21 protein-coding genes are annotated in these 22,002 nt (G+C 70.7%); 10 read left to right on the top strand and 11 right to left on the bottom strand.

All coding sequences use genetic code 11. The features are described 5' to 3' along the window. Positions 1 to 71 precede the first annotated feature (71 nt). A complete protein-coding gene (locus ACWD38_RS03165; protein ID WP_184477755.1) occupies positions 72 to 308 on the top strand; it encodes a DUF3263 domain-containing protein in 237 nt (78 codons plus the stop codon). 36 nt (positions 309 to 344) lie between these two features. On the opposite strand, the gene ACWD38_RS03160 is transcribed toward ACWD38_RS03165, so the two are convergent. Beyond that, positions 345 to 1,274 (bottom strand): peptidoglycan recognition protein family protein, encoded by a 930-nt coding sequence (locus tag ACWD38_RS03160; protein WP_450123227.1) that lies wholly within the window; start codon positions 1,272 to 1,274, stop codon positions 345 to 347. Positions 1,275 to 1,569: 295 nt separating this feature from the next. Here ACWD38_RS03160 and ACWD38_RS03155 point away from each other — a divergent pair, with 295 nt between their 5' ends. The 5 genes from ACWD38_RS03155 (at position 1,570) to ACWD38_RS03135 (ending at position 6,468) form a co-directional block, all read left to right on the top strand. Further along, the gene (locus ACWD38_RS03155; protein ID WP_184477753.1) at positions 1,570 to 2,772 is read left to right on the top strand and encodes a PucR family transcriptional regulator; all 1,203 of its coding nucleotides are present in this window, start codon (positions 1,570 to 1,572) and stop codon (positions 2,770 to 2,772) included. A gap of 187 nt (positions 2,773 to 2,959) precedes the next feature. Beyond that, positions 2,960 to 3,937, top strand: coding sequence for an ACP S-malonyltransferase (locus ACWD38_RS03150; protein WP_450123226.1), 978 nt, complete (start codon positions 2,960 to 2,962; stop codon positions 3,935 to 3,937). After that, positions 3,934 to 4,914: a beta-ketoacyl-ACP synthase 3 gene (locus ACWD38_RS03145; RefSeq protein ID WP_184477751.1), complete on the top strand. Its 981-nt coding sequence runs from the start codon at positions 3,934 to 3,936 to the stop codon at positions 4,912 to 4,914. Before ACWD38_RS03150 ends, ACWD38_RS03145 begins: the two co-directional genes overlap by 4 nt. Positions 4,915 to 4,984: 70 nt before the next feature. Then, positions 4,985 to 5,224 carry an acyl carrier protein gene (locus ACWD38_RS03140; RefSeq protein WP_184477750.1) on the top strand — a complete coding sequence of 80 codons (240 nt, stop codon included), beginning with the start codon at positions 4,985 to 4,987 and terminating at the stop codon, positions 5,222 to 5,224. Continuing rightward, positions 5,221 to 6,468: a beta-ketoacyl-[acyl-carrier-protein] synthase family protein gene (locus tag ACWD38_RS03135; RefSeq protein WP_450123225.1), complete on the top strand. Its 1,248-nt coding sequence runs from the start codon at positions 5,221 to 5,223 to the stop codon at positions 6,466 to 6,468. The genes ACWD38_RS03140 and ACWD38_RS03135 overlap by 4 nt, the downstream gene beginning before the upstream one ends. A gap of 299 nt (positions 6,469 to 6,767) precedes the next feature. Here ACWD38_RS03135 and ACWD38_RS03130 read toward each other — a convergent pair whose 3' ends face one another. From ACWD38_RS03130 to nucS, 9 genes are all read right to left on the bottom strand, one after another. Beyond that, a complete protein-coding gene (locus ACWD38_RS03130; RefSeq protein ID WP_184477748.1) occupies positions 6,768 to 7,352 on the bottom strand; it encodes a hypothetical protein in 585 nt (194 codons plus the stop codon). Between the two features lie 557 nt (positions 7,353 to 7,909). Beyond that, positions 7,910 to 8,587, bottom strand: a complete 678-nt coding sequence (gene dhaM, locus ACWD38_RS03125; RefSeq protein ID WP_450123224.1) for a dihydroxyacetone kinase phosphoryl donor subunit DhaM — start codon at positions 8,585 to 8,587, stop codon at positions 7,910 to 7,912. Further along, complete coding sequence (dhaL, locus tag ACWD38_RS03120) at positions 8,587 to 9,219, bottom strand: dihydroxyacetone kinase subunit DhaL (protein ID WP_184481988.1); 633 nt, start codon at positions 9,217 to 9,219, stop codon at positions 8,587 to 8,589. The genes dhaM and dhaL overlap by 1 nt, the downstream gene beginning before the upstream one ends. 18 nt (positions 9,220 to 9,237) lie before the next feature. Next, on the bottom strand, positions 9,238 to 10,233 hold the full coding sequence (dhaK, locus tag ACWD38_RS03115; RefSeq protein WP_184481990.1) for a dihydroxyacetone kinase subunit DhaK: 996 nt from the start codon (positions 10,231 to 10,233) through the stop codon (positions 9,238 to 9,240). 570 nt (positions 10,234 to 10,803) lie between these two features. Beyond that, a complete protein-coding gene (locus ACWD38_RS03110) occupies positions 10,804 to 12,315 on the bottom strand; it encodes an aldehyde dehydrogenase family protein (RefSeq protein WP_184481992.1) in 1,512 nt (503 codons plus the stop codon). Positions 12,316 to 12,562: 247 nt separating this feature from the next. Beyond that, positions 12,563 to 13,525, bottom strand: a complete 963-nt coding sequence (locus ACWD38_RS03105) for a hypothetical protein (RefSeq protein ID WP_184481994.1) — start codon at positions 13,523 to 13,525, stop codon at positions 12,563 to 12,565. Positions 13,526 to 13,703: 178 nt separating this feature from the next. After that, entirely contained in the window at positions 13,704 to 13,970 is a 267-nt protein-coding gene (locus tag ACWD38_RS03100) for a hypothetical protein (RefSeq protein ID WP_184481995.1), read from the bottom strand. 13 nt (positions 13,971 to 13,983) lie between these two features. Then, positions 13,984 to 15,666 (bottom strand): sodium:solute symporter family transporter, encoded by a 1,683-nt coding sequence (locus ACWD38_RS03095; protein WP_184481997.1) that lies wholly within the window; start codon positions 15,664 to 15,666, stop codon positions 13,984 to 13,986. A 633-nt stretch (positions 15,667 to 16,299) separates the two neighbouring features. Then, positions 16,300 to 16,959 carry an endonuclease NucS gene (nucS, locus tag ACWD38_RS03090; protein ID WP_184481999.1) on the bottom strand — a complete coding sequence of 220 codons (660 nt, stop codon included), beginning with the start codon at positions 16,957 to 16,959 and terminating at the stop codon, positions 16,300 to 16,302. Positions 16,960 to 17,066: 107 nt separating this feature from the next. Between nucS and ACWD38_RS03085 the strand changes: the two genes are divergently transcribed. The 4 genes from ACWD38_RS03085 (at position 17,067) to ACWD38_RS03070 (ending at position 20,713) form a co-directional block, all read left to right on the top strand. Then, a complete protein-coding gene (locus ACWD38_RS03085) occupies positions 17,067 to 18,470 on the top strand; it encodes an amino acid permease (protein ID WP_343071558.1) in 1,404 nt (467 codons plus the stop codon). A gap of 83 nt (positions 18,471 to 18,553) precedes the next feature. After that, a complete protein-coding gene (locus tag ACWD38_RS03080) occupies positions 18,554 to 19,087 on the top strand; it encodes an NUDIX domain-containing protein (RefSeq protein WP_184482004.1) in 534 nt (177 codons plus the stop codon). 89 nt (positions 19,088 to 19,176) lie between these two features. Further along, positions 19,177 to 19,983 (top strand): SAM-dependent methyltransferase, encoded by an 807-nt coding sequence (locus tag ACWD38_RS03075; protein WP_184482006.1) that lies wholly within the window; start codon positions 19,177 to 19,179, stop codon positions 19,981 to 19,983. An 88-nt stretch (positions 19,984 to 20,071) separates the two neighbouring features. Next, positions 20,072 to 20,713: a LysE family transporter gene (locus tag ACWD38_RS03070; RefSeq protein ID WP_184482008.1), complete on the top strand. Its 642-nt coding sequence runs from the start codon at positions 20,072 to 20,074 to the stop codon at positions 20,711 to 20,713. 5 nt (positions 20,714 to 20,718) lie between these two features. On the opposite strand, the gene murA is transcribed toward ACWD38_RS03070, so the two are convergent. Continuing rightward, entirely contained in the window at positions 20,719 to 21,975 is a 1,257-nt protein-coding gene (murA, locus tag ACWD38_RS03065; protein ID WP_184482010.1) for a UDP-N-acetylglucosamine 1-carboxyvinyltransferase, read from the bottom strand. Positions 21,976 to 22,002: the final 27 nt, after the last annotated feature.

Here is a 22,002-nt window from a genome sequence, read left to right as displayed (position 1 = left end):
GACTCGGCGATCTCCGGTGGAATCGATCAGACGGCAGGGCGACGAGCGCGCGACGCGAAGGGGGTGCCCGGGTGAACGACGTCGATCACGCCATCTTGGCGTTCGAGAGCGAGTTCTGGCGCTATCCGGGCAGCAAGGACCGCGTCATCCAGGAGCGCTTCGGGATCTCGCCCACGCGGTACTACCAGCGCCTCAACCGGTTATTGGACGAACCGGAGGCCTTGGCCCAACAGCCCGTGCTGGTCAACCGCCTGTTACGCAGACGAGCGGAACGATCGGACCGCAGAGCCGCCGCACCTCGCCGCTGAGCTCCCGCCGCCGTTCCGCCCGTCCGCTGCGACTCCTCAGGCAGTGGTGCGGGCCTGCTGCTCCGGCGTGAGTTGGCGGTCCTGCTGGATGCGGACCAGTTCGGCGAGCAGCGGGGCGGCCTGCTCCGGTGGCAGTGCGGAGAACGCGGCCTTGATCGACTCGGGATCGGCTGGCTGCGCCGGGGCTTCGCCGGGCGCGGTCTGCTGCTGCGGCACCGCGGGCGCCTGCATCGGCGCGGGGGTCTGCGTGGCGAGCAGGCCGTTGACCAGGTCCACCAGCATCGCCACCGGTGTGCGCGGACCGAGCGCGGTGTTCCACCCGGCGATCTGCCCTTCGGGTCCGCGCGGGCCGAGCAGTTCGTTCTCGATGCGGCGCAGGATCGCGTCCTGTTCGGGCGTCATGTCGGCGTTCTCCTGTTCGTTCGTGGCGAGTTCGGCCCGGAAGCGGTCCAGGTCGACGTGACCCGGGTCGATCTTGCCGGTCACGCTCGTCTCCTTGTGCCCGCGCGAGGCCTCGTGCGGCGCGCCCAGGTGGTCGAGCACCGCCCTGGTCGCGACGAGCGCGGCGGTGTACTGCTCGGGGCTCGGACCCTGCTCGACGCCCTGGTAGTCCCACTCGAACCCGACGTAGAGCACATTGCCGTCGCCCGCCGGCACCGGTCCGGAGGCCTGCGCCTTCCCAGCGTGGTTGGCGCGCCCGGCGGAGATCAAGTGCACCACCCCGTCGAACCCGATCAGCCCGTGGCACAGCGGTCCGGCCAGATCGGACCGGCCGTCGATCACCAGCTGCAGGCTCGGCGCGGGGTCCTCGTAGGAGGCGACGGTGGCGGTGTGGTGCTGGAGCACCCCGACCGGCTCCGGCTGCGCGCCGGAGTTCGCGGTGCGCTCCTGCCACCCCGGTGCCTCGACGACGGTCAGCCCCGCCGCTCGCAACACGTCACCGAGCCACACCAGCGGCAGAGCCATGCCGATCACTCCCCTGGCGGCCCGTCCGAGCCGCGTTCGCGTCGCTTGCCTGCTGCCATCGTGTCCTGCGATCAACCGCCCCGACCACGCCTGATCGGATGAATTGCGGTCGACCGGTGGTCATCGGCCCGGCGAACGGTGGCGCGCGGGCGTGTCGGACACCCCTGGCGACGACCTCCGGCGAACCCTCCACATCGGACCCGGCCGGCGCGGTGACCGGGCTCGCTCCACGCCGGACGCACGGCGCGCGCGGTGCCCGGCTCCGCGCTCGGAGGGCCCGTGCGATTCTGGCGGTATGAATTCCGAAGGCGCAGGTGAACAAGGCGAACGCATTTCCGCGGTCACCTTGCGCGCACTGGAACGGGCATCCGGGGACCTGGCCACCGCGAGCATCAACGCGATGGAGCACCGGCTGCCGTGGTTCCGCCGACTGCCCGCCGACCAGCGCGCGAGCGTGCTGCTGGTGACCCAGACCGGCGTCTCGAACTTCGTGGCCTGGCTGCAGGACCCGACCGAAGCCATCCGGCTGACCGCGGAGGCGTTCCGCGCGGCGCCGAAGGACCTGTCGCGCTGGGTCAGCCTGCGCCAGACGCTGGACCTGGTGCGCGCCGCGATCGACGTGTTCGAGCACCAGCTGCCGGAACTGGCCGAACGGGCCGAGGAGCGCACCGCGCTCACCGAGCTGATCCTGCGCTACACGCGGGAGATCGCGTTCGCGGCGGCCACTTCGTACGCGGCGGCGGCGGAGGCGCGCGGGGCGTGGGACGCGCGGCTGGAGGCGCTCGTCGTGGACGGCATCGTGCGCGGCGACCCGGAGGAGTCGCTGCTGTCCAGGGCCGCGGCGCTCGGCTGGGAACCGGGCTCGGAGGCGACGGTGCTGGTCGGCACCGCTCCCTCGGACGATCCGCCGAAGATCATCTACCAGGTGCGCAGCAGGGCGGCCCGCGCCGGACGCCCGGTGCTGCTGGGCGTGCAGGGCACCAGGCTGGTGGTGGTGTTCGGCGGGCCGTCCAACGACCGGGCCGCGCACGAGGCGGCGACCAAGCTGACGGAGGCCTTCGACGACGGGCCGGTGGTGGTCGGCCCCACCGCGTCCAGCCTCTCCGAGGCGCACCGGTCCGCTTCGGACGCGATGTCCGGGCTGCGCGCGGTGGTGGCGTGGCCGACGGCGCCGCGTCCGGTGCTCGCCGAAGACCTGCTACCGGAGCGGGCCCTGGCCGGAGATCCGGAAGCGGAGCGCCAGCTCGTGGAAGGCATCGTGCTGCCGCTGGTGGACGCCGGCGGCGCGCTGCTGGAGACCGTGGACACCTACCTGGAGCTGGGCGGGGTCCTGGAGAATTGCGCCCGGCAGCTCTACGTGCACCCGAACACGGTGCGCTACCGGCTGCGCAGGGTCGCCGAGCTCACCGGGCGCACGCCGTCGAACGCGCGCGACGCGCTGGTGCTGCGGGTGGCGCTGTCGATGGGCAGGCTGGCGCGGGCTCGCGGCCTGTGGTGAGCGCGCGCCGCCGCTGGTCACCGCCCCGCAGCGGTTCGGCGCCGCGGTGTCCTGACGTGATCGAACCGACACGGGCAACAACGATTCACGCTCCGTGATGCCCGAATCAGGGATGCCGTTGTAGACACTCCACAAGATTGGGCCTCGGATCTCGTCCGTGTCGACATCACGCCGATCAGGGTCGGGGATGTGTAGTAGCAGGGTGATCGCGCTCCTCGCCCCCGGCCAGGGCTCCCAGGCCCCTGGCATGCTCACGCCCTGGCTCGAACTCGAAGGCGCCCGCGAGCGCGTGGAGGCCTGGTCCGAGCACGCGGGCCTGGACTTGGTGCGGCTGGGAACCACCGCCGAGGCCGACGAGATCAAGGACACCGCCATCACGCAGCCGCTGGTGGTGGCGCTGTCGCTGCTGGCGGCCGAGCAGCTGCGGTCCCGCTTCGAGATCCCCGCCGAGACCCCGGTCGCGGGACATTCGGTGGGCGAGCTGGCCGCAGCCGCGATCGCGGGCGTGCTCTCCCCGGACGACGCCGTCGCGCTGGCAGCGGTGCGCGGCCGGGAGATGGCCGCCGCGTGCGCCTTGGAGCCGACGTCGATGTCGGCGGTGATGGGCGGCGACCCGGAGACCGTCGTGAGCCACCTGGAGTCGCTCGGCCTGGACCCGGCGAACTGCAACGGCGCCGGTCAGATCGTCGCCGCGGGCCGCAAGCCCGCGTTGGAGGCGCTGGCCGAAGAACCGCTGACCGGGACGAAGGTGCGGCCGCTGGCCGTCGCCGGGGCCTTCCACACGCGCTTCATGGCACCCGCGCAGGACGCGTTCGGCACGCAGGCCGACAAGGTCGCCGTCGACGACCCCGCGTTCCCGCTGCTGTCCAATTCGGACGGTTCCGTCGTCGAGGCGGGCGACGAGTTCGTGCGCCGCCTCGTCGCGCAGATCACCCGGCCGGTGCGCTGGGACCACTGCATGGCCACCCTCGCGGAGCGGGGAGTGCGGGCCGTGGTGGAGTTCCCCCCGGCCGGCGCGTTGACCGGCCTGGTGCGCCGCGAGCTCAAGGGCACCAAGACCGTGGCGCTGAAGAAGCCCGAAGACCTCGACAAGGTCGCCGACCTGCTGGCCGCGGACTCCGACGAGTCCGCCCAAGACGCGAACACCTCTGGGAGCGACGCGTGAGCACACCGACCCTGCGCCAGTCCACCGGCCCGGCAGCGACCAAGCTGCTCGGTTTCGGTAGCACCCAGGGCAACCGGATCGTCACCAACGACGATCTGGCCAAGATCGTCGACACCAACGACGAGTGGATCCAGCAGCGCGTCGGCATCGTGCACCGCCGTCTCGGCGACGAGGACCAGACCGTGGTCGCGATGGCCGTCGAAGCCGGTTCGAAGGCGATCGCCGACGCGGGCCTGACCCCGGCCGACGTGGACCAGGTGATCATCGCCACCTGCACGATGCCGGGCGGGATTCCGAACGCCGCCGCGCAGGTCGCCGACCAGATCGGCGTCAAGGCCGCGGGCGCCTTCGACCTCAACGCCGCGTGCGCCGGGTTCTGCTACGCGCTCAGCATGGCTTCCGACATGGTGCTGGCCGGGTCCTCCCGCCGGGTGCTGGTGATCGGCGCCGAGCGGTTCCAGGAGACCATCGACTGGCAGGACCGGGCGAACTGCATCATCTTCGCCGACGGTGCGGGTGCGGCGGTCGTGGGACCGTCCGACGAGCCCGGCATCGGCCCGGCCGCGCTGGGCAGCGCGGGCGACCTCGTCGACACCATCTACCTGCGCGACGGCAAGTACATCTACCAGGAGGGCCAGGCGGTCTTCCGCTGGGCGACGACGCAGATCGCCCCCGTCGCCAAGCGCGCCGTGGAGCTCGCGGGCCTGGAACTGTCCGATGTGGATGCGCTGGTCGCGCACCAGGCCAACCTGCGCATCGTCGAGGGCATCGCCAAGAAGCTGCAGAGCCAGGGTGCCCGCGATGACCTGGTGATCGCTCGTGACATCGTCTACTCCGGCAACACCTCCGCCGCTTCGATCCCGCTCGCCATCGACCACATGCGGTCGGCGGGCGAGCTCTCCAGCGGGGACGTGCTGCTGCTGGTCGGCTTCGGGGCTGGACTGTCCTACGCCGGCCAGGTCGTGATCTGCCCCTGAGCGTTCGCGCTCACCGATACCACCGCGGGCCGCGCCCGCGGTGAGACCGCAACAGAGGAAAGGAACCACCGTGGCGAACGAGGAAATCGCGCAGGGTCTCGCCAGCATCGTCGAAGAGGTCGCCGGCGTTGACGCCGAGGACGTCCAGGTCGAGAAGTCGTTCGTCGACGACCTCGACATCGACTCGCTGTCGATGGTCGAGATCGCCGTGCAGGCGGAGGACAAGTTCGGCGTGAAGATCCCCGACGACGAGCTGGCGAACCTCAAGACCGTGGGTGATGCGGTGGACTACATCACCAAGAACGCATGACGGCGACCGACGTCGTCATCACCGGGATGGGCGCGACGACACCACTCGGTGGTGACGTCGCGTCCACCTGGGACGGTCTGCTGGCCGGGCGCAGCGGCGTTCGCAGGCTCACGGAGGAGTGGGTCGACAAGTACGACCTGCCCGCCAAGATCGGCGCACCGCTGGTCGTGGAGCCTTCCGAGGTGCTGCCTCGGGTGCAGCTGCGGCGGCTGGACCGTTGCCAGGCGATCGCGATCATCGCGGCTCGCCAGGCGTGGAACGACGCCGGTTACGACATGCCCACCGACGAGTACGAGTCGGTGGATCCGGATCGGCTGGGCGTCGCGCTCGGCACCGGCATCGGCGGGCCGGTCACGCTGCTCAACCAGGACGACCTCCTGGAGGAGCACGGGCTGCGCAAGATCTCGCCGCTGACCGTGCCGATGCTCATGCCCAACGGTCCCGCCGCGCACGTCGGCATCGACCTGCGCGCTCGCGCCGGTGTGCACTCCCCCGCCTCCGCCTGCGCTTCCGGCGCCGAGGGGTTGGCGCGGGGCTGGGACATGATCCGGTCCGGTCAGGCCGACGTGGTGGTCGCCGGTGGTGCGGAGTCCTGCATCCACCAGATCACCGTCGCCGGGTTCTGCCAGGCCCGGACGTTGAGCACGCGCAACGACGAGCCGGAGCTGGCCTCGCGCCCGTTCGACACGGGCCGGGACGGGTTCGTGCTCGGCGAAGGCGCGGGCGTGGTGATCCTGGAGAGCGCCGAGCACGCCAAGGCCCGCGGAGCGCGGATCTACGGTCGGCTCGCCGGGGTGGGCATCACCTCGGACGCGTACCACATCACCGGGAGCCACCCGGACGGCGTCGGCCAGGTCAACGCCATGACCCAGGCCGTGCGCACCGCGGATCTGTCCACTTCGGATGTCGAGCACGTCAACGCGCACGCCACGTCCACCGTGGTGGGCGACGTGGGCGAGGCGGCGGCCATCCGCAAGACGTTCGGCGACGGAGTCGCGCTGACCGCGCCGAAGAGCGCGCTCGGGCACCTCGTCGGCGGCGCGGGCGCGGTCGAGAGCATCGTGACGCTGCTGTCGATCTACCACGGGCAGATCCCGCCCACCCGCAACCTCGACGAGCTCGACCCGAAGGTCGAACTGGACGTGGTGACGGACAAGCCGCGGCAAGTCGAGCTGTCGGCCGCGGTGAACAACTCCTTCGGTTTCGGCGGGCACAACGTGGCGCTCGCGTTCGCCAAGGCCTGACGAGTCCGTTCGCGGCCAACCCCGAGCGGGGGGCCGGGACCTCAGGCGGCGCGTGCCAGGACCTGATCGACAGCCCCGAGCGCACCTCGCTTCGGGGCTGTCCTCGGGACCGCTCCCGGCGACCTCTCCCCAGCGCAGCGCGCCCGATCGACTCGGCGCCGAGCGCGCCACCCGTCCGCGGAGATGATCACCCGATCGGCGGGGAAGTTCAGCCGTCGCAGCGGCATCCGAGCAGTGACCCGGCCATCACCGGAACGCGCCGCGGGCGGATCATCGTGCCGTCACCCGGACCGCGGAGATCAGCAGCGGACGGCGAGAGCGCTACCGGGCAGGCTGTTCGTGTCGAGCCGGAAACCACCGGCGTCGACCACCATCGGATACACCACCGACCAGCGCAGGCACGGCGATTCCAGCCCCGGCGGGGCGTCGTGCGGATCCTGGGTGCTCACGAAGGTCATCAGGATGCGCAGCGAATCCTTCGGCCCCGGCTCGACGCGGTGCACCCTGACCGCCGCGTCCCGCGTCGTCGCGTACTCCTGCTGCCACTTGTCCTCGGGGAGCTGGCGCTGCTTCTCCGCGACGACGGTGGCCTTCCACGTCTCGTACCGGCGCATGTTGATCGCGTTGAAGTGCATCTGCAGCGTCCAGCGGATGTCGGCGCTGTCCGGGTGAGCTTCGGCGTCCGGGCTCAACTCGATGTTCGCGTACTGACCGCCCTGATCCTGCGCCTCGCCCATCACACCGGTCGTCCCCGACGGCTCCGAGTAGTAGCGCTGCGCCACGATCCCCCCGGCACCCGCCGCGAGCAGCACGATGACGGCGATCGGCACGCCCCATTTCAGCCAGGAGTTGCGCGAACGGCCTACCGGAGAAGTCGACTGCACACCGATCAGCTTCCCACAGCGGGGCTTGTTCGAGGTTCTCCGGGCTCGTTCTGCTTTGGTGTCCGGGTGGCGGAACCTCAGTCGGTCTCTCGCTGCGGGATCTTTTTCCCGAGTGGCTCCGCCACGAGGGAAAAAACCGTCCTCGCGAGAGACCGACTGAGAACCCGCGGGTAGTCGGCTTTTGGACGTGGGCTATTCGCTGCGCGAATACAGGCACGGCCTTCGGCCGCCAGGCAGGCTTGCTTCGCCGCCCAAGGCACGGCTACGCCGCAAAGGCACGGCTACGCCCGCCCAAAGCACGGCTACGCCGCAAAGGCACGGCCTCCGGCCGCAAAGCAGGCGTGGCTTCGCCCGCCCGAAGCACGGCTACGCCGCGAAGCACGGCCTCCGGCCGCGAGGCAGGCTTGGCTTCGCCCGCACGGAGCGCGGAGCACGGCGTGGCAGGTGTGGGTTTGCTCGTTTGCGGTGCTGGCTTCGGCCGTGCAGTGGGCTTCGGCGGTCGCCGGGGGCGGTCCACTTCGGACTGGGATGGGGCGTTGCGGGCCGTCCCGTCGGGGTCATTCGCCGAAGTTCTGGTCCACCAGGTCGAGGATGCGCTGCACGGCCGCGCCCGCGTCGGCGCCCGTCGCGACCAGGGTGATCCGGTCGCCCTTGCGGGCGCCGAGCCCCATCAGGCCGAGCACGCTCGCCGCGTCCGCCTCCGACTCGCCCGCCCGCACCCGGACGTCCGCCTGCAAACCGGTGAGGCTGCGCGCCAGCAACGCCGCCGGGCGAGCGTGCAGGCCGACCTCGTTGCGCAGCTCGATCTCCTCGGTGATCGACTCGGCGGAGTCGGCGACCGGCGCCTGCTCCGCATCCGAACCGACCCCGGCGGCGGTCGCGGCCCGCGCCACCGCATCCCGGTCCTTGCCGCCCTGCGCCTCCACGGCGGCCGCCACCGCGCCCTCGACCAGCGGCGCGTCCGCCACGATCGCCGTCGTCGGGTCGCCCAGCGACTCCACCGCGAGCTCCGCCGTCATCTGCGCGCTGCCCAAGTCGTAGAGCAGCACAACGCCCGAACCGGAATCGGCGTCCGACAACGCGGCCGAGACCTTGTCGAAGTCGGTGCCGACGGCACCGCCCGCCAGACCACCCGCGGGCACGACCCGCACGTCCGGCGCCATCTGCGCGGCGAGCTCCGCCACACCGGCGGCGAGCCGCTCGCTGTGCGAGACGATGACCAGGCCGACACTCATCACACGGACCTCGATTCGACGAACGCGGACAGCAGCAACGCGGTCGACCGGGCACCCGGATCGACATGCCCCGCGCTGCGTTCTCCCAAGTAAGAAGCCCGGCCCTTGCGGGCGACGAGCGGTTCGGTGGCCTGCGCCCCGGAATGCGCGGCCTGCGCCGCCACCTCCAGCACCCTGGCGGGACCGGCGCCGTCGGCGGCGGCCGCCTTCGCCGCATCCACCGCCGGGATCAGGGCGTCCACCATCGTCTTGTCCCCCGCCACGGCCTTGCCGCGGGCGACGACACCGTCCAACCCGGCCTGCAAGGCCGCAGCCACCGCCGGACCGTCCAGCTCCGGCGCATCGCCCACCGCCGCCGCGGCGCGCAGGAAAGCCGTGCCGTAGAGCGGACCGGACGCGCCACCGACCGTCGAGATCAACGTGGTCGCGACCTGCTTGAGCACCGCACCCGGCGTCTCCGGCACAGCCGTGTCCAGCTTCGACACGACCGCGCGGAAACCCCGATCCATGTTCTCGCCGTGGTCGGCGTCGCCGATCACCCTGTCCAGCTGGATCAGCTCATCCCGATGCGCGGAGACCGCCGCCGCGCCCGCCTGCAGCGCGCCGATCACGTCCGTTGCCGTGCAACCCATCTAGTCCACCCGTCCTAGTCACCAGTGCAGTGCGGCGGTGCGCACCGGGTCGTCCCACAGTTCGGTGAGCTCCTCGTCGAGCTTCAGCAACGTCAGGCTCATGCCCTGCATGTCCAAGCTCGTCGTGTACGGGCCGACCAGCCGCCTGCGCACCCGGACACCGCGCTCGGCCAGCAGCCGCTCCGCGATGCCGTGCGCCCCGTACAGCTCGATCAGCGGCGTCGCGCCCATCGAATTCGTGAACAGCAGGACGTCGTCGCCCTCCGCGAAGGGCAGGTCCTCCAAGATCGGCTCCAGCAGCTTCTCGACGATGCCGTCGGCGCTGTCCATCGGCAGGCGCCGCCTGCCCGGCTCGCCGTGGATGCCGATGCCGATCTCCATCTCGTCCTCGCTGAGCGTGAAGCTCGGCTCGCCCGCGTGCGGGACCGTCGGCCCGGTCAGGGCCACGCCCATCGACCGCACCTGCCCCACCACTCGCCGGGCGATCGCCTCGCACCGCTGCAGGCTCTCGCCGCGCTCAGCGGCGGCGCCGACGATCTTCTCCACGAGCACGGTGCCGCCGACCCCGCGCCGCCCCGCGGTGTGCGTGGAGTCCTTCACCGCCACATCGTCGTCGACGATGACCGCGCGCACGTCCGCGCCTTCCAGCCCGGCCAGCTCCGCGGCCGTCTCGAAGTTCAGCACGTCACCGGTGTAGTTCTTCACCACCAGCAGCGCGCCCGCACCCGACTCGGTCTCGCTGATCGCCGCCTGCACCGCGTCCGGCGTCGGCGAGGTGAACACGGCTCCCGGCACGGCCGCGGTGAGCATGCCCGCGCCGACGAACCCGCCGTGCAGCGGCTCGTGCCCCGACCCGCCACCGGAGATCAACGCGACCTTCCCCGTCACCGGCGCGTCCGCGCGCACGATCAACGCGGGATCGGTGCGGACCCGCAGCAGCTCCGGGTGCGCGGCGGCCATGCCCTGCAACGCGTCGCCGACCACCGTCGCCGGATCGTTGATGATCTTCTTCACCGTTGGCCTCCTTGCCGCCGGTTCGCGACCGCGGCGCCACCTGCTCGACGACCGGGCTCGCGGGAACGTACGGACTCCCGGACCGAATGTGCCCGCAAGAGCCGCCTCATCGCATCCTCGCGCCGATCCGAACCGGGCGGAACCTCCCACTCCGGAGCGCACATTCGATCACTCCGAGCGGGCAGGTTACGCGGGGACGGCCACATTCCGATCACGCCCCGCACAGCACATGCCCTGCACGTGGCACCCCACCCGCCACCGGCCACAACGCCCTGCCGGAGAGGAGGGGAACCTTCCTGTCACCGAGCCGAGGAAGGTCGCCTTCCTGCCATCCGCGAGCGGGGCGCGCAGCCCAGCACGGCGCGGCTCCAGCCGCCCCGGCCGTCGCGTGACGAGGAAGGGAACCTTCCTGCCACCGGCGCGAGCAAGGGAACCTTTCTGTCACTCCCACCGCCATCGCCCGGCACGCCGTGCGAGGAAGGGAACCTTCCTGCCACCGAAGGCGCGACCGGGCCGGCCCGCAGCGCGGGCTCGGTTCGGTTCGGAAAGCTCCCCTCCTCGGGGGGTGGTTCAGCGGCCTCGGGTGAGGCGGATCAGCCGCACGACGGCGCCGACCGTGCCCTTCGAGCGGGCGAAGGTCATCGGGTTCAGCGGGATGCGGAACTTGGTGCGGGTCATCGACTGCGGGCGGCTGAACTCGCGCAGCCCGTCCTCACCGTGGATGCGGCCGAACCCGGAGTCGCCGACACCCCCGAACGGCAACGCCGGAACGGCCGCGAACGAGATCACCGAGTTGACCGCGACCATCCCGGAGCGCAGCTTCCGCGCGAGCTCGACGCCGCGGGAGCGCGAGAACACGGTGCCGCCGAGGCCGTAGCGGCCCTGGTTGGCGCGCGCCACGCCCTCCTCCGCGTCGTGGACGCGTTCGACGACGATCGTCGGGCCGAACGTCTCTTCCACGGCGGCCTCCGAGTCGGCGGGGACGTCGACCAGCACCACCGGTTCCACGAACGGCGGGCGCACCGAGTCCTTGCCGCCGATCACCGCGCGCGCTCCCGCGTCCAAGGCCGAGTCGACGTGCCTGCGGATCACCTCGACCTGCGAGGGCATCGTGATCGGCCCCAGGTCGGCGCCGGGCTCGCCACCGGGGCGGAGCTTCTTGGCGCGTTCGGCGACGAGTTCGAGGAACCGGTCGGCGACGGCCTCGACGACGAACACCCGTTCCACGCCGATGCAGGTCTGGCCGGCGTTGGACATGCCGCCCCACACGGCCGCCTCCGCCGCGGCCCGCAGGTCGGCGTCGGCATCGACGATCAACGCGTCCTTGCCGCCGCACTCCACGAGGACCGGGGTCAGCGTCTGCGCGCACGCCGTCATCACGCGCTTGCCCGTCTCGGTCGACCCGGTGAACGCCACCTTGTCCACGCCCGAAGCGCACAGCGCGGCACCCGTCTCGCCGAAACCGGTGGTCAGCGCCAGCACCGGGTGCTCGGGCACGATCTCGGCGAAGCTGTCCACCAGCCAGCGGCCGACGCCGGGGGTGAGCTCGCTCGGTTTGAACACCACGGAGTTGCCCGCGGCGAGCGCGTAGGCGATCGAGCCCATCGGTGTGAACGCCGGATAGTTCCACGGGCCGATCACACCGACGACGCCGAACGGCAGGTACTCGACGGTGGCGGCCTGGTTCGCCATCAGCACGCCGGAGCCGACCTTGCGGCGGCGCAGCACCTTCTCCGCCTTGTTGGCGGCCCAGTGCAGGTGGTCGATGACGAGGACCAGTTCCAGCCGGGCGTCGTCGAGCGGTTTGCCGGTCTCCGAACAGATCACCCCGGCGAGTTCGTCGATCCCGCGCACCAGCCGGGCGCGCCACTGGTCGAGGCGCTTCTTCCGTTCCGCGAAGCCGAGTTCCGCCCACCACCGACCGGCCACGCGGGCCGATTCCACGATCTCGTTGACCTCGGTGGCGTCGTGCAGCGGATACCGTCCCACGACCTCGCCGGTCCGCGGATCGAGCGAGTCGAACGACTGCGCTGAGGCCGCTCCGGCAATCGTGTCGGCGTCGCCGTTGGCGGTCCGGGTCATGGGCTGCCTCCCACCGTTTCAATGGTCGTTGTAATTCGGCAGCCTACGGAAATACCGGGCGCGGCGGCAGGTACTCGGGTCGAAAGCGGGCAATCACATGTGAACGGCGCGAAGTTCGTCATCAGCGTCGCGAATCGGCTACGACCGGTGCTCACGACTCTTCGCGGGCCGTGCCGGCCCGGGTGCGCTGAGTCGCGTGCCCGGACGACCGACAGCCACCCGCGGTGATCCACCGCACGCCGACGGGTCACCCCCGCGGGAGTTTCGCCCGCGCCGCGCGAGCGGCACCGATCGCGTTCGCGCACGGGTCGAGCGGGATCCGCCCGGCGTTGCTCACCGACACCTCGACGAGCTCGTCGTCCCCGGACGGCTTGGCGACGCCCCGGTTCTCCCACTGCACCCGGCAGGTCCCCGGGGTGGCTCCCGGCAGCACCGAGGCGAACTGACCGCCCAGGTCGGCCGGCGGGACCGGGCCCGTCTCCACCCGGCCCGATCCGAAGCGCACGTTCGCCGACACCCCGTTCTCCGGGGTCCAGCCGCACCGGAACAGGCCGCGGGCAACGGCGGGCGCGGTGGCGCCGGCCAGCGCGTCGCGGGCCTCGACGGGGTTGAGCATCGCGCACGGGTCGTAGGAGGCGATCGATCCCCCGCCGCCGCCGATCGGCGGATCGGTGCGGAGGGTGTCGACGATCCTGGTCATGATCTGCACCGCGGCCGAGCACGGGTCGGTCGCCCCATCGCTGAGCAGTTGGACCTGCATGCCGTGGCGGGTGCCCAGGACGTCGGCGCCGGACCCCTGGTAGGCGGCGCGGACGAAGCACGTCTCGTCCTCGGGCAGCACCTCGCCCGGCAACCCGCCGATGCGGTGGGTGTCGACGTTGTAGACGTCGTTGTCCAGGTACAGCGTGGCGTTGAACTGCTCGCCGTCGTGGTCCTTCATGAAGTTCGAGCAGGACCCCAACTCGCCCCGGGTGTCCGAGGCGGGCTCGCCGTACTGCTCCAGCCCGGCGGAGCGCAGTGCCGCGCACGGGTCGACCGAGCGCAACCGGTCCGGCGCGAACGCGTCGTCGAAGACCGCGTCCGCGTCCACGTCGAACTCGACGACCGGCACGGTCTCCCGCTGCGACGTCGCCCTCCCCATGCCGGTGGCGCAGCCTGCGGCGGTGAGCAGGACGAGCAGGGTCGCGGTCAAGGTCACGAGTCTGGACACGCGATCACAGTAGCCAGCGAACCCGCCCGGCCGGTCCGGAACCGGTCATTCTCCGCCTGCGAACGGCGAATTCGTCCTGGGCACGCGAACGCGGCGCCGCCGATCGAGCCGAAGCCACGATCGACGACGCCGCGCGGTGCCGCCGCGTTCCGGACCGCGAGGACCGGAACGGGCGAGGTCAGTGCTCGGCGGCACTCTCCTCGGTGGAGCCGTCGGGAACGATCAGGGGCCGCAACCGGACCCACAGGGCGAACGCGACGGCGAACACGAGCATGCCGAGCCCGCTCCACAGGTTGATGTTCATCCCGGCGGCCTTCGCCACGTCCTCGGCGCTCGCGGTGGCACCGAGGACGGTGAGCACCAGGCCGTACAGGAAGAACAGCACAGCGATGATCAACCGGATGTCGAAGGCGCCCGCAGTGCGCTTGGGTGTCTCAGTAGCCATGGGGTTCCTCCGGTCAGCCGAAGACGATGTTGAGCACGATGGTGATCACCAGGACGATGCCCGCCATCAAGCCGGGCTTGCGGTACCAGCCCGCGTCCTCGCCGGAGGCCGCTGCCTTCAGCTTCGTCCGCGGTGTCAGCGAGTACACCAGGCCGACCAGTTCCTCGTCCGGCTTCGGCCGGGTCACGATGCTGACCAGCACGCTGACCACGATGTCCACCACGAACGCCGCACCGGCACCGACGAAGCTCGCGCCCTGACCCGGCAGGTCCAGGACCCCGGTCTCGGCGAGTGCGAACACGGCGACCGCGGACGCGGTACCGAGCACCAGGCCGAGCCAGCCCGCGGTCGGGGTCATCCGCTTCCAGAACATACCGAGGATGAACGTGGCGAACAGCGGCGCGTTGAAGAACGAGAACAGCTGCTGCAGGTAGTCCATCAGGTTCTCGTAGCCGGACGCGATGAACGCCGTGCCGATCGCGATGACGGTGGCGCCGACGGTCACCCAGCGACCCATGTTCAGGTAGTACTGGTCCGACTCGTCCTTCTTGATGTAGGACTGCCAGATGTCGTAGGTGAACACCGTGTTGAACGAGCTCAGGTTCGCCGCCATACCGGCCATGAACGAGGCGAGCAGACCTGCCAGCGCCACGCCGAGGATGCCGTTGGGCAGCAGGTCCCGCATCAGCAGCAGGATCGCGTCGTTGTAGTCGACGTTGCCCGTGGAGGTCGCCTTGAACACGACCAGTTCCTGCACCGCCACGCCGGCGATCATGCCGGGGATGATGACGATGAACGGGATCAGCAGCTTCGGGAACGCGCCGATGATCGGGGTGCGCTGGGCCGCGGACATGCTCTTGGAGGCCATGGCCCGCTGGACCTCGACGAAGTTCGTCGTCCAGTAGCCGAAGGCCAGCACGAAGCCGAGGCCGAACACGATGCCCAGCACGCTCAGGAAGCTGTTGGTGAACCCGGTGAGCTCGGTGCCCGGCCACGCCGAGAGCTGCTCGGCTCCGCCCGGGCTGGCGCTGACCTTGTCGACCAGGCCTTCCCAGCCGCCGACCTTGTGCAGCCCGACCAGGGTCAGCGGCAGCAGCGCGGCGACGATCACGAAGAACTGCAGCACCTCGTTGTAGATCGCCGCGGACAACCCGCCGAGCGCGGTGTAGGTCAGCACGATCGCGGCGGCCACGATCACCGACACCCACAGCGGCCAGCCGAGCAGCACGTTCACGATGCTGGCCAGCAGGTACAGGTTGACACCGGCGATGAGCACCTGCGCGAGCGCGAAGCTGATGCCGTTGACCAGGTGCGCCGGTTTGCCGAAGCGCCGCAGCATGAACTCGGGAACGCTGCGGACCTTCGAGCCGTAGTAGAACGGCATCATCACGATGCCGAGGAACAGCATCGCCGGGACCGCGCCGACCCAGAAGTAATGCATGGTCGGCATGCCGTACTCGGCACCGTTGGCCGACATGCCGATGATCTCGATCGCGCCCAGGTTGGCCGCGATGAAGGCCAACCCCGTCACCCACGCCGGCAGCGCGCGCCCGGACAAGAAGAAGTCCAGGCTCGTGGAGACCGAGCGCCGTGCGAGATAGCCGATGCCGAGCACGAACACGAAGTACAGCGCGAGCAGCACGTAGTCGACCGCGCCGGCATCGAGCCGCAACTCTTCTTGGGCTAGCACGTCCACGGCTACCCCACCTCCAGACCCAACAAAGTCCAACGATAATCACCACCCGATCGGCGGCAGACGGACACTACCGCACAGTGGGACCGCTCACACTGGACCGATACCAATTCGTTGGGTGTCAACTTTCGGCGCAACCACCACTCCTCCGAGCAGCGGAAACGTCACGGACAGTCAGACGCCGTCTCGGCCCAACAAGAAACGACACCGCGTTTCGCGGACCGGATCAGGACACGGAATCCACCACGCGATCACAGCGCAGTCCACAGGAGAAAACGAAAATCAACCCGAGTCGCGGTACGGGCGAGCACGACCGGCAGGCGCCCGCGCGGGACCGCCGGAGACCCCGGCGATCCGCCGCACCGCAAGGCGAAGCCGACCGGCAGGACCCGGACGCAGAAGGGCGGCTACTCCGCCCGGAAGAGGCGGCCGACCAGCGCGAAGCGCGAGCGCGGACACGTCGAGGAACACCGATGAAGCGATCATGTCTCCAGTGTTCCGCGCGCTGCGGCGGAAATCATCACTCAGCAGGGTGAACACGTGTTCGACATGCACAGGCGCGTCAGCCGCGCCGGAATCGACGACCTCACGGCCGCGGAGCGACGGCGGAACCCGCCACCGCCCCGCAGGAGGGGCTCAGAACAGCCGGAACTCGTCGGGCTCGATCCCGCGCAGCTGGTCGTAGTCCAGCGTCACGCACCGGATGCCGCGGTCCTCCGCCAGCGTCCGGGCCTGCGGCTTGATCTGCTGAGCCGCGAACACCCCGGTCACCGGCGACAGCAGCGGGTCCCGGTTCAGCAGTTCCAGGTAGCGGGTCAACTGCTCCACGCCGTCGATCTCGCCGCGCCGCTTGATCTCGACCGCGACGCTGGCACCGCCCGAATCCCGGCACATCAGGTCCACCGGGCCGATCGCCGTCGGGAACTCGCGGCGCACCAGCGACCACCCGTCGCCGAGCGTCGTGACGTGCTCGGCGAGCAGCTGCTGCAGGTGCGACTCGACGCCGTCCTTGACCAGACCCGGCTCCGGGCCCAGCTCGTGCTTGGAGTCGTGCAGCACCTCTTCGATGCTGATCACCAGCTTCTCGCCGGCCTTGTTCTGCACCGTCCACACGCCGGGGTCCTCGATCAGCCAGCACGGCGGGCTCATCCAGTTCAACGGCTTGTAGGCGCGGTCGTCGGAGTGCACCGAGACCGACCCGTCGGACTTCACCAGCAGCAGGCGCTGGGCGACGGGCAGGTGCGCGGTGAGGCGGCCGACGTAATCGACCTTGCAGCGAGCGATGACAAGACGCACCCGGCACAGGGTACGGGCGCCGATCACGATGTCGAGCACCCATGCCGGTAGTGCCCCGGCAAACCTCACGAAGATCACTAGGACCGGCAGGTCTACCGTGCGTTCTCGTGTCGTACGCCCAGTTGTTCTCCCGCGTCAAACCGGTCGAGCGCCTCACCGACGAAAGCTCGCACACCGCGCTGAGCCGCACCCTGGGGCTACTACCGCTGGTCGCGCTGTCGGTCGGCGCGACCCTGGGAACCGGGATCTTCGTCGTGCTGGCCGAAGCCGCGCCCGCCGCCGGACCCGCCGTGATCGTGTCGTTCGTGCTGGCCGGCCTGGCCGCGTTGTGCTCGGCGCTGTCCTACGCCGAACTCGCCGGCAGCGTCCCGGTGTCCGGCTCGGCGTACTCCTACGCCTACGCGACCCTCGGCGAACTCGTCGCCTGGATCTGCGGGTGGTGCCTGCTGCTGGAGTACGGCGTGTCGGTCGCCGCGGTCGCCGTCGGCTGGGGCGGATACCTCAACGAGTTCCTGCGCGGCACCCTCGGCATGACCATCCCCGACGCGCTGTCGGCGCCCCCGGGCGAAGGCGGCATCGTGAACGTGCCCGCCGTCATCGTGGTGCTGCTCGCCACGGCCGTGCTGATGATGGGCGTGCGGGAGAGCGCCGCGGTCACCACCTTCACCACCCTGCTCAAGCTGGCCGTGCTGGTGTTCTTCGTCTGCGTGGCGCTCACCGCGTTCCGCTCGGAGAACCTGACGCCGTTCGCGCCGCTCGGCATCGCGGGCATCTCGGCGGGCGCGTCCGCGGTGTTCTTCTCGTTCATCGGGTTCGACGCCGCCTCCACCGCAGGTGAGGAGGCGCGGAACCCGAAGCGGGACCTGCCGAGGGCGATCATGCTCTCGCTGGTCATCGTCACCCTCGTCTACGTGGTGGTGGCCTTCGCCGCCGTGGGCGCGGTCGGCACCGACGTGCTCGGCGGCTCCGAGGCCTCGCTCGCGACCGCGCTGGAGATCGTCACCGGTCAGGGCTGGCCCGCGGTGCTGCTCGCGTTCGGCGCCGTCGTCGCGATCGCCTCCGTGGTGCTGACCGTCCTGTACGGGCAGACCCGGATCCTGGTGTCGATGTCCCGCGACGGGCTGATGCCCGCGAAGCTGTCCGCGGTCAACCGCCGCGCCGTGCCCGCGCACAACACCATGATCGTCGGCGTGCTGGTGGCGATCCTCGCGTCCGTGGTCCCGCTGAGCAGCCTCGCCGACGCGACGAGCATCGGGACCCTGGTGGCCTTCGGGATCGTCAACGTCGGCGTGATCGTGCTGCGGCGGCGCAAACCCGACCTGGACCGGTCCTTCCGCACGCCGCTGATGCCGTGGGTCCCGCTGCTGGGCGTGGCGCTGTGCGCGTACCTCATCCTCGGGCTCGACTGGGTCACCTGGCTGGTCTTCGGGATCTGGACGGCCGTCGGCCTCGCCGTGTACCTCGGCTACGGCGTGCGCCGCTCGAAGCTCAACCGGGCGGAGAGCGCCTGACGGGCGCGGCCGGGGTGACAGGAAGGTTCCCTTCCTCGCCTGCCGCGCGATCGGTCCGGAGCGAGGCGTAGGACCATGGGCTCATGCGCACGACGAGCAGCCGCGAGGTCTACGCCAACCCGTGGATGACGGTCCGGGAGGACGGCATCCGCCGCGCCGACGACTCCGACGGGATCTACGGCGTGGTGGACAAACCGGACTACGCGCTGATCATCCCGATGGACGGGGACCGGCTGCACCTGGTCGAGCAGTTCCGCTACCCGCTGGGCATGCGCCGCTGGGAGTTCCCGCAGGGCACCGCGCCGGACCGGGCGGAGGTGGAGACCGCGGAGCTCGCCGCCCGCGAACTCCGGGAGGAGACCGGGTTGCGCGCGGCGCGGCTGACCGACCTGGGGCGGCTGGACGTCGCTCCGGGCATGTCCAGCCAGCGCGGCAGGGTGTTCCTGGCGACCGGCCTCACCGCCGGGGAGCATGAGCGGGAGCTCGAGGAGCAGGACATGCGGGCGGCGTGGTTCGACCGCGCGGAGGTCGAACGCATGATCCGGGACGGCGAGGTGACCGACGCCCAGTCCATCGCCGGATACCTGCTGTTGTGCTTGCACGAACGAAAAACGTGAAGTTCGCGGATTCCACTTGGCAAAAGTTGATCATTGGTCCACGATCGGACCAATGCCCGACTCGGCCATGATCAGCGAGGTGCCACCGGGTGAGCAACAGACCTAGCTGGAAACCGGTCCGGGCAGACCTGACCAGGCCCAGCGCCGCCCGCATCTACAACTACTTCCTGGGCGGCTCGGCCAACTTCGCGGTCGACCGCGAGTTCGCGCAGCGCGCCCTGGAGATCTTCCCCGGAGCGCGCGAATACGCACGGCTCAACCGGCTGTTCCTGCAGCGCGTCGTGCGCTTCTACCTGGACCGGGGCGTGCGGCAGTTCCTCGACATCGGCTCCGGCATCCCGACCGCGGGCTCCGTGCACGAGATCGCGCAGCGGCTCGACCCCGAGTCCACCGTGGTCTACGTGGACAACGAGGCCGTCGCCATCGCGCACAGCCAGCTCGTGCTGCAGCACAACGCCCGCGCCGAGATCGTGCAGGGCGACATGCGCGACCCCGAGCAGCTGCTGGGCGTTCCGGAGCTGACCCGGGTGCTCGACCTGGACCGGCCGATCGGGGTGACGATGCTCGCGATGCTGCACTTCATCCCGGACCGGGAGGACCCCGTGGGGCTGCTCGGCCGCTACCGCGAGCTGCTCGCACCGGGGAGCTACCTGGCGCTGTCGCACTGCACCGCCGACCAGCTGCCGGAACTCGACGCCGCGGGCGAGCTGTACCAGTGCACGTCCACGCCGGCGACGCTGCGGACCGCGGAGCAGATCAGCGCGATGCTGGGCGGCTTCGACGTGCTGGAACCGGGAGTGGTCTTCACCCCGCAGTGGCGACCGGACTCCGAAGAGGACGTCGGACCGGACCCCGAGCGCGCCGCGAGCTACGCGGCCGTGTGCCGCAAGCCCTGACCAAACGCTCGGGCCGCGGACTGTGGCGGGCGTCGCTGCGCCCGGAAATCACGTGACGCCACCGGGCCCGCGTCCCTATTCTGCGCGAGTGCCCGCTCAACTCGTTCCCTTCGTGCTGTTCGTGATCGTGGTGACCCTCGCCCCCGGCCCCGATACCGCGCTCGGCCTGCGCAACAGCATCCGCGGCGGAACGGCCGGGATGTGGTGGACGGGCCTCGGCTGCTGCACGGGGCTGCTGGTGCACGCGGCGATCTCGGTGGCCGGGTTGTCGGCGCTGCTGGCGGCCTCCGCCGTCGCCTACACGGCGCTCAAGATCGCGGGCGCGGCGTACCTGGTGTGGCTCGGCGCGACGACCCTGTGGAAGAGCGTCCGGGACCGCGGCGAACCGGCCACCGACCTGCCCGCGGCCGCCGCGGGCAGCGGTGTGCTGACCCGGCGCGCGGCGTTCCGGCAGGGCCTGGTGAGCAACGTGCTCAACCCGAAGATCATCCTGCTGTTCCTGACGCTGCTGCCGCAGTTCATCTCGCCGGGCGAACCGCGCACGGCGACCTCGATGATCCTCACCCTGGCATTCCTGGGCGTCGCGCTCGTCTACTGGCGCCTGGCGTCGTGGCTGGTCGGCGGCCTGCGAGGACTGCTCAGCCGCAGGCGCGTCCGGCTCGCCCTGGAACGGATCACCGGCACCGTGATGGTCGGGCTCGGCATCCGGGTGGCGTTCGAGAGCGGCTGAGCTCCTCAGTCCGTGACGCGCTCGATGTAGGCGCCCAGCCCCCGCAGGTTCTCCACGAAGTTCGGGTACCCGCGGTCGATGTGGAACACGTCCCACACCTCGGTGATCCCGTCGGCGCACAACCCGGCCAGCACCAGGCCGACACCCGCGCGGATGTCGGAAGCCCACACCGGCGCGCTGGAGAGCCGCTCCAGCCCGCGCACCACCGCGTGGTGCCCGTCGGTGCGCGCGTCCGCGCCCATCCGCACGAGCTCCTCGATGAACCTGAACCGGGACTCGAAGAGGTTCTCCGTGATCATCGACGTGCCGTCGGCCACCGCGGACAGCGCCAGCGCCATCGGCTGCAGGTCCGTCGCGAAACCCGGGTACGGCAACGTCACGTAGTCCACCGCCAGCGGACGCCGGTCGGCGACCACGCGGAACTCCTCGTCGCCCACGACGACCTCGGCACCCGCGCTGCGCAACTTCTCCAGCACCAGGTTCACGTGGTGCGGGTCCACGCCGCGCACCTTGATGTCGCCCTGCGTGGCCACCGCGGCGAACGCCCACGTCGCGCCCACGATGCGGTCACCGATGACCCGGTGCTCCACGGCCTTGAGCGAGGACACGCCGTGCACCGTGAGCGTGGAGGTGCCCGCGCCCTCGATCTTCGCGCCCATCTGCTGCAGCATCACGCACAGATCAACGATCTCCGGCTCCCGCGCGGCGTTGTCGATCATCGTGGTGCCCTCGGCGAGCACCGAGGCCATCAGGATGTTCTCCGTGGCCCCCACGCTCGGGAAGTCCAGCCAGATCTGCGCGCCGTGCAGGTTCTCCGCCTCGGCCACGACCGCACCGTGCTCGATGTGGCTCGTCGCGCCGAGCTGGCGCAACCCGCTCTGGTGCATGTCCAGCGGGCGCGAACCGATCGCGTCGCCGCCCGGCAGCGTCACCACCGCCTTGCGGCACCGCGCCACCAGCGGACCGAGCACGCACACCGACGCGCGGAGCTTGCCCATCGACGGCGAGACCGCCTCGTGGCTGATCTCAGCGGGCGTCGTGATGTACGCGGTGCGGCCCTCGATCACGACCTCGCAGCCCAGACTGCGCAGCACGTCCCCCATCAGCGGGACGTCCAGGATCTCCGGGCAGTTCGTGATCGTCGTCGTGCCCTCGGCCAGCAACGCGGCCGCCATCAGCTTCAGCACGCTGTTCTTCGCGCCGACCACGTCGACTTCGCCGACGAGCCGCGCTCCGCCGTGCACGCGGAAGTGCTCACTCACGAACAGCAGGTTACGGCCCTGGCACGG

This window comes from Saccharopolyspora sp. NPDC002578 (assembly GCF_053592695.1).
The sequence above is the reverse complement of the archived record's forward strand: the minus strand, read 5'-3'. Positions and strand labels throughout refer to the sequence as shown.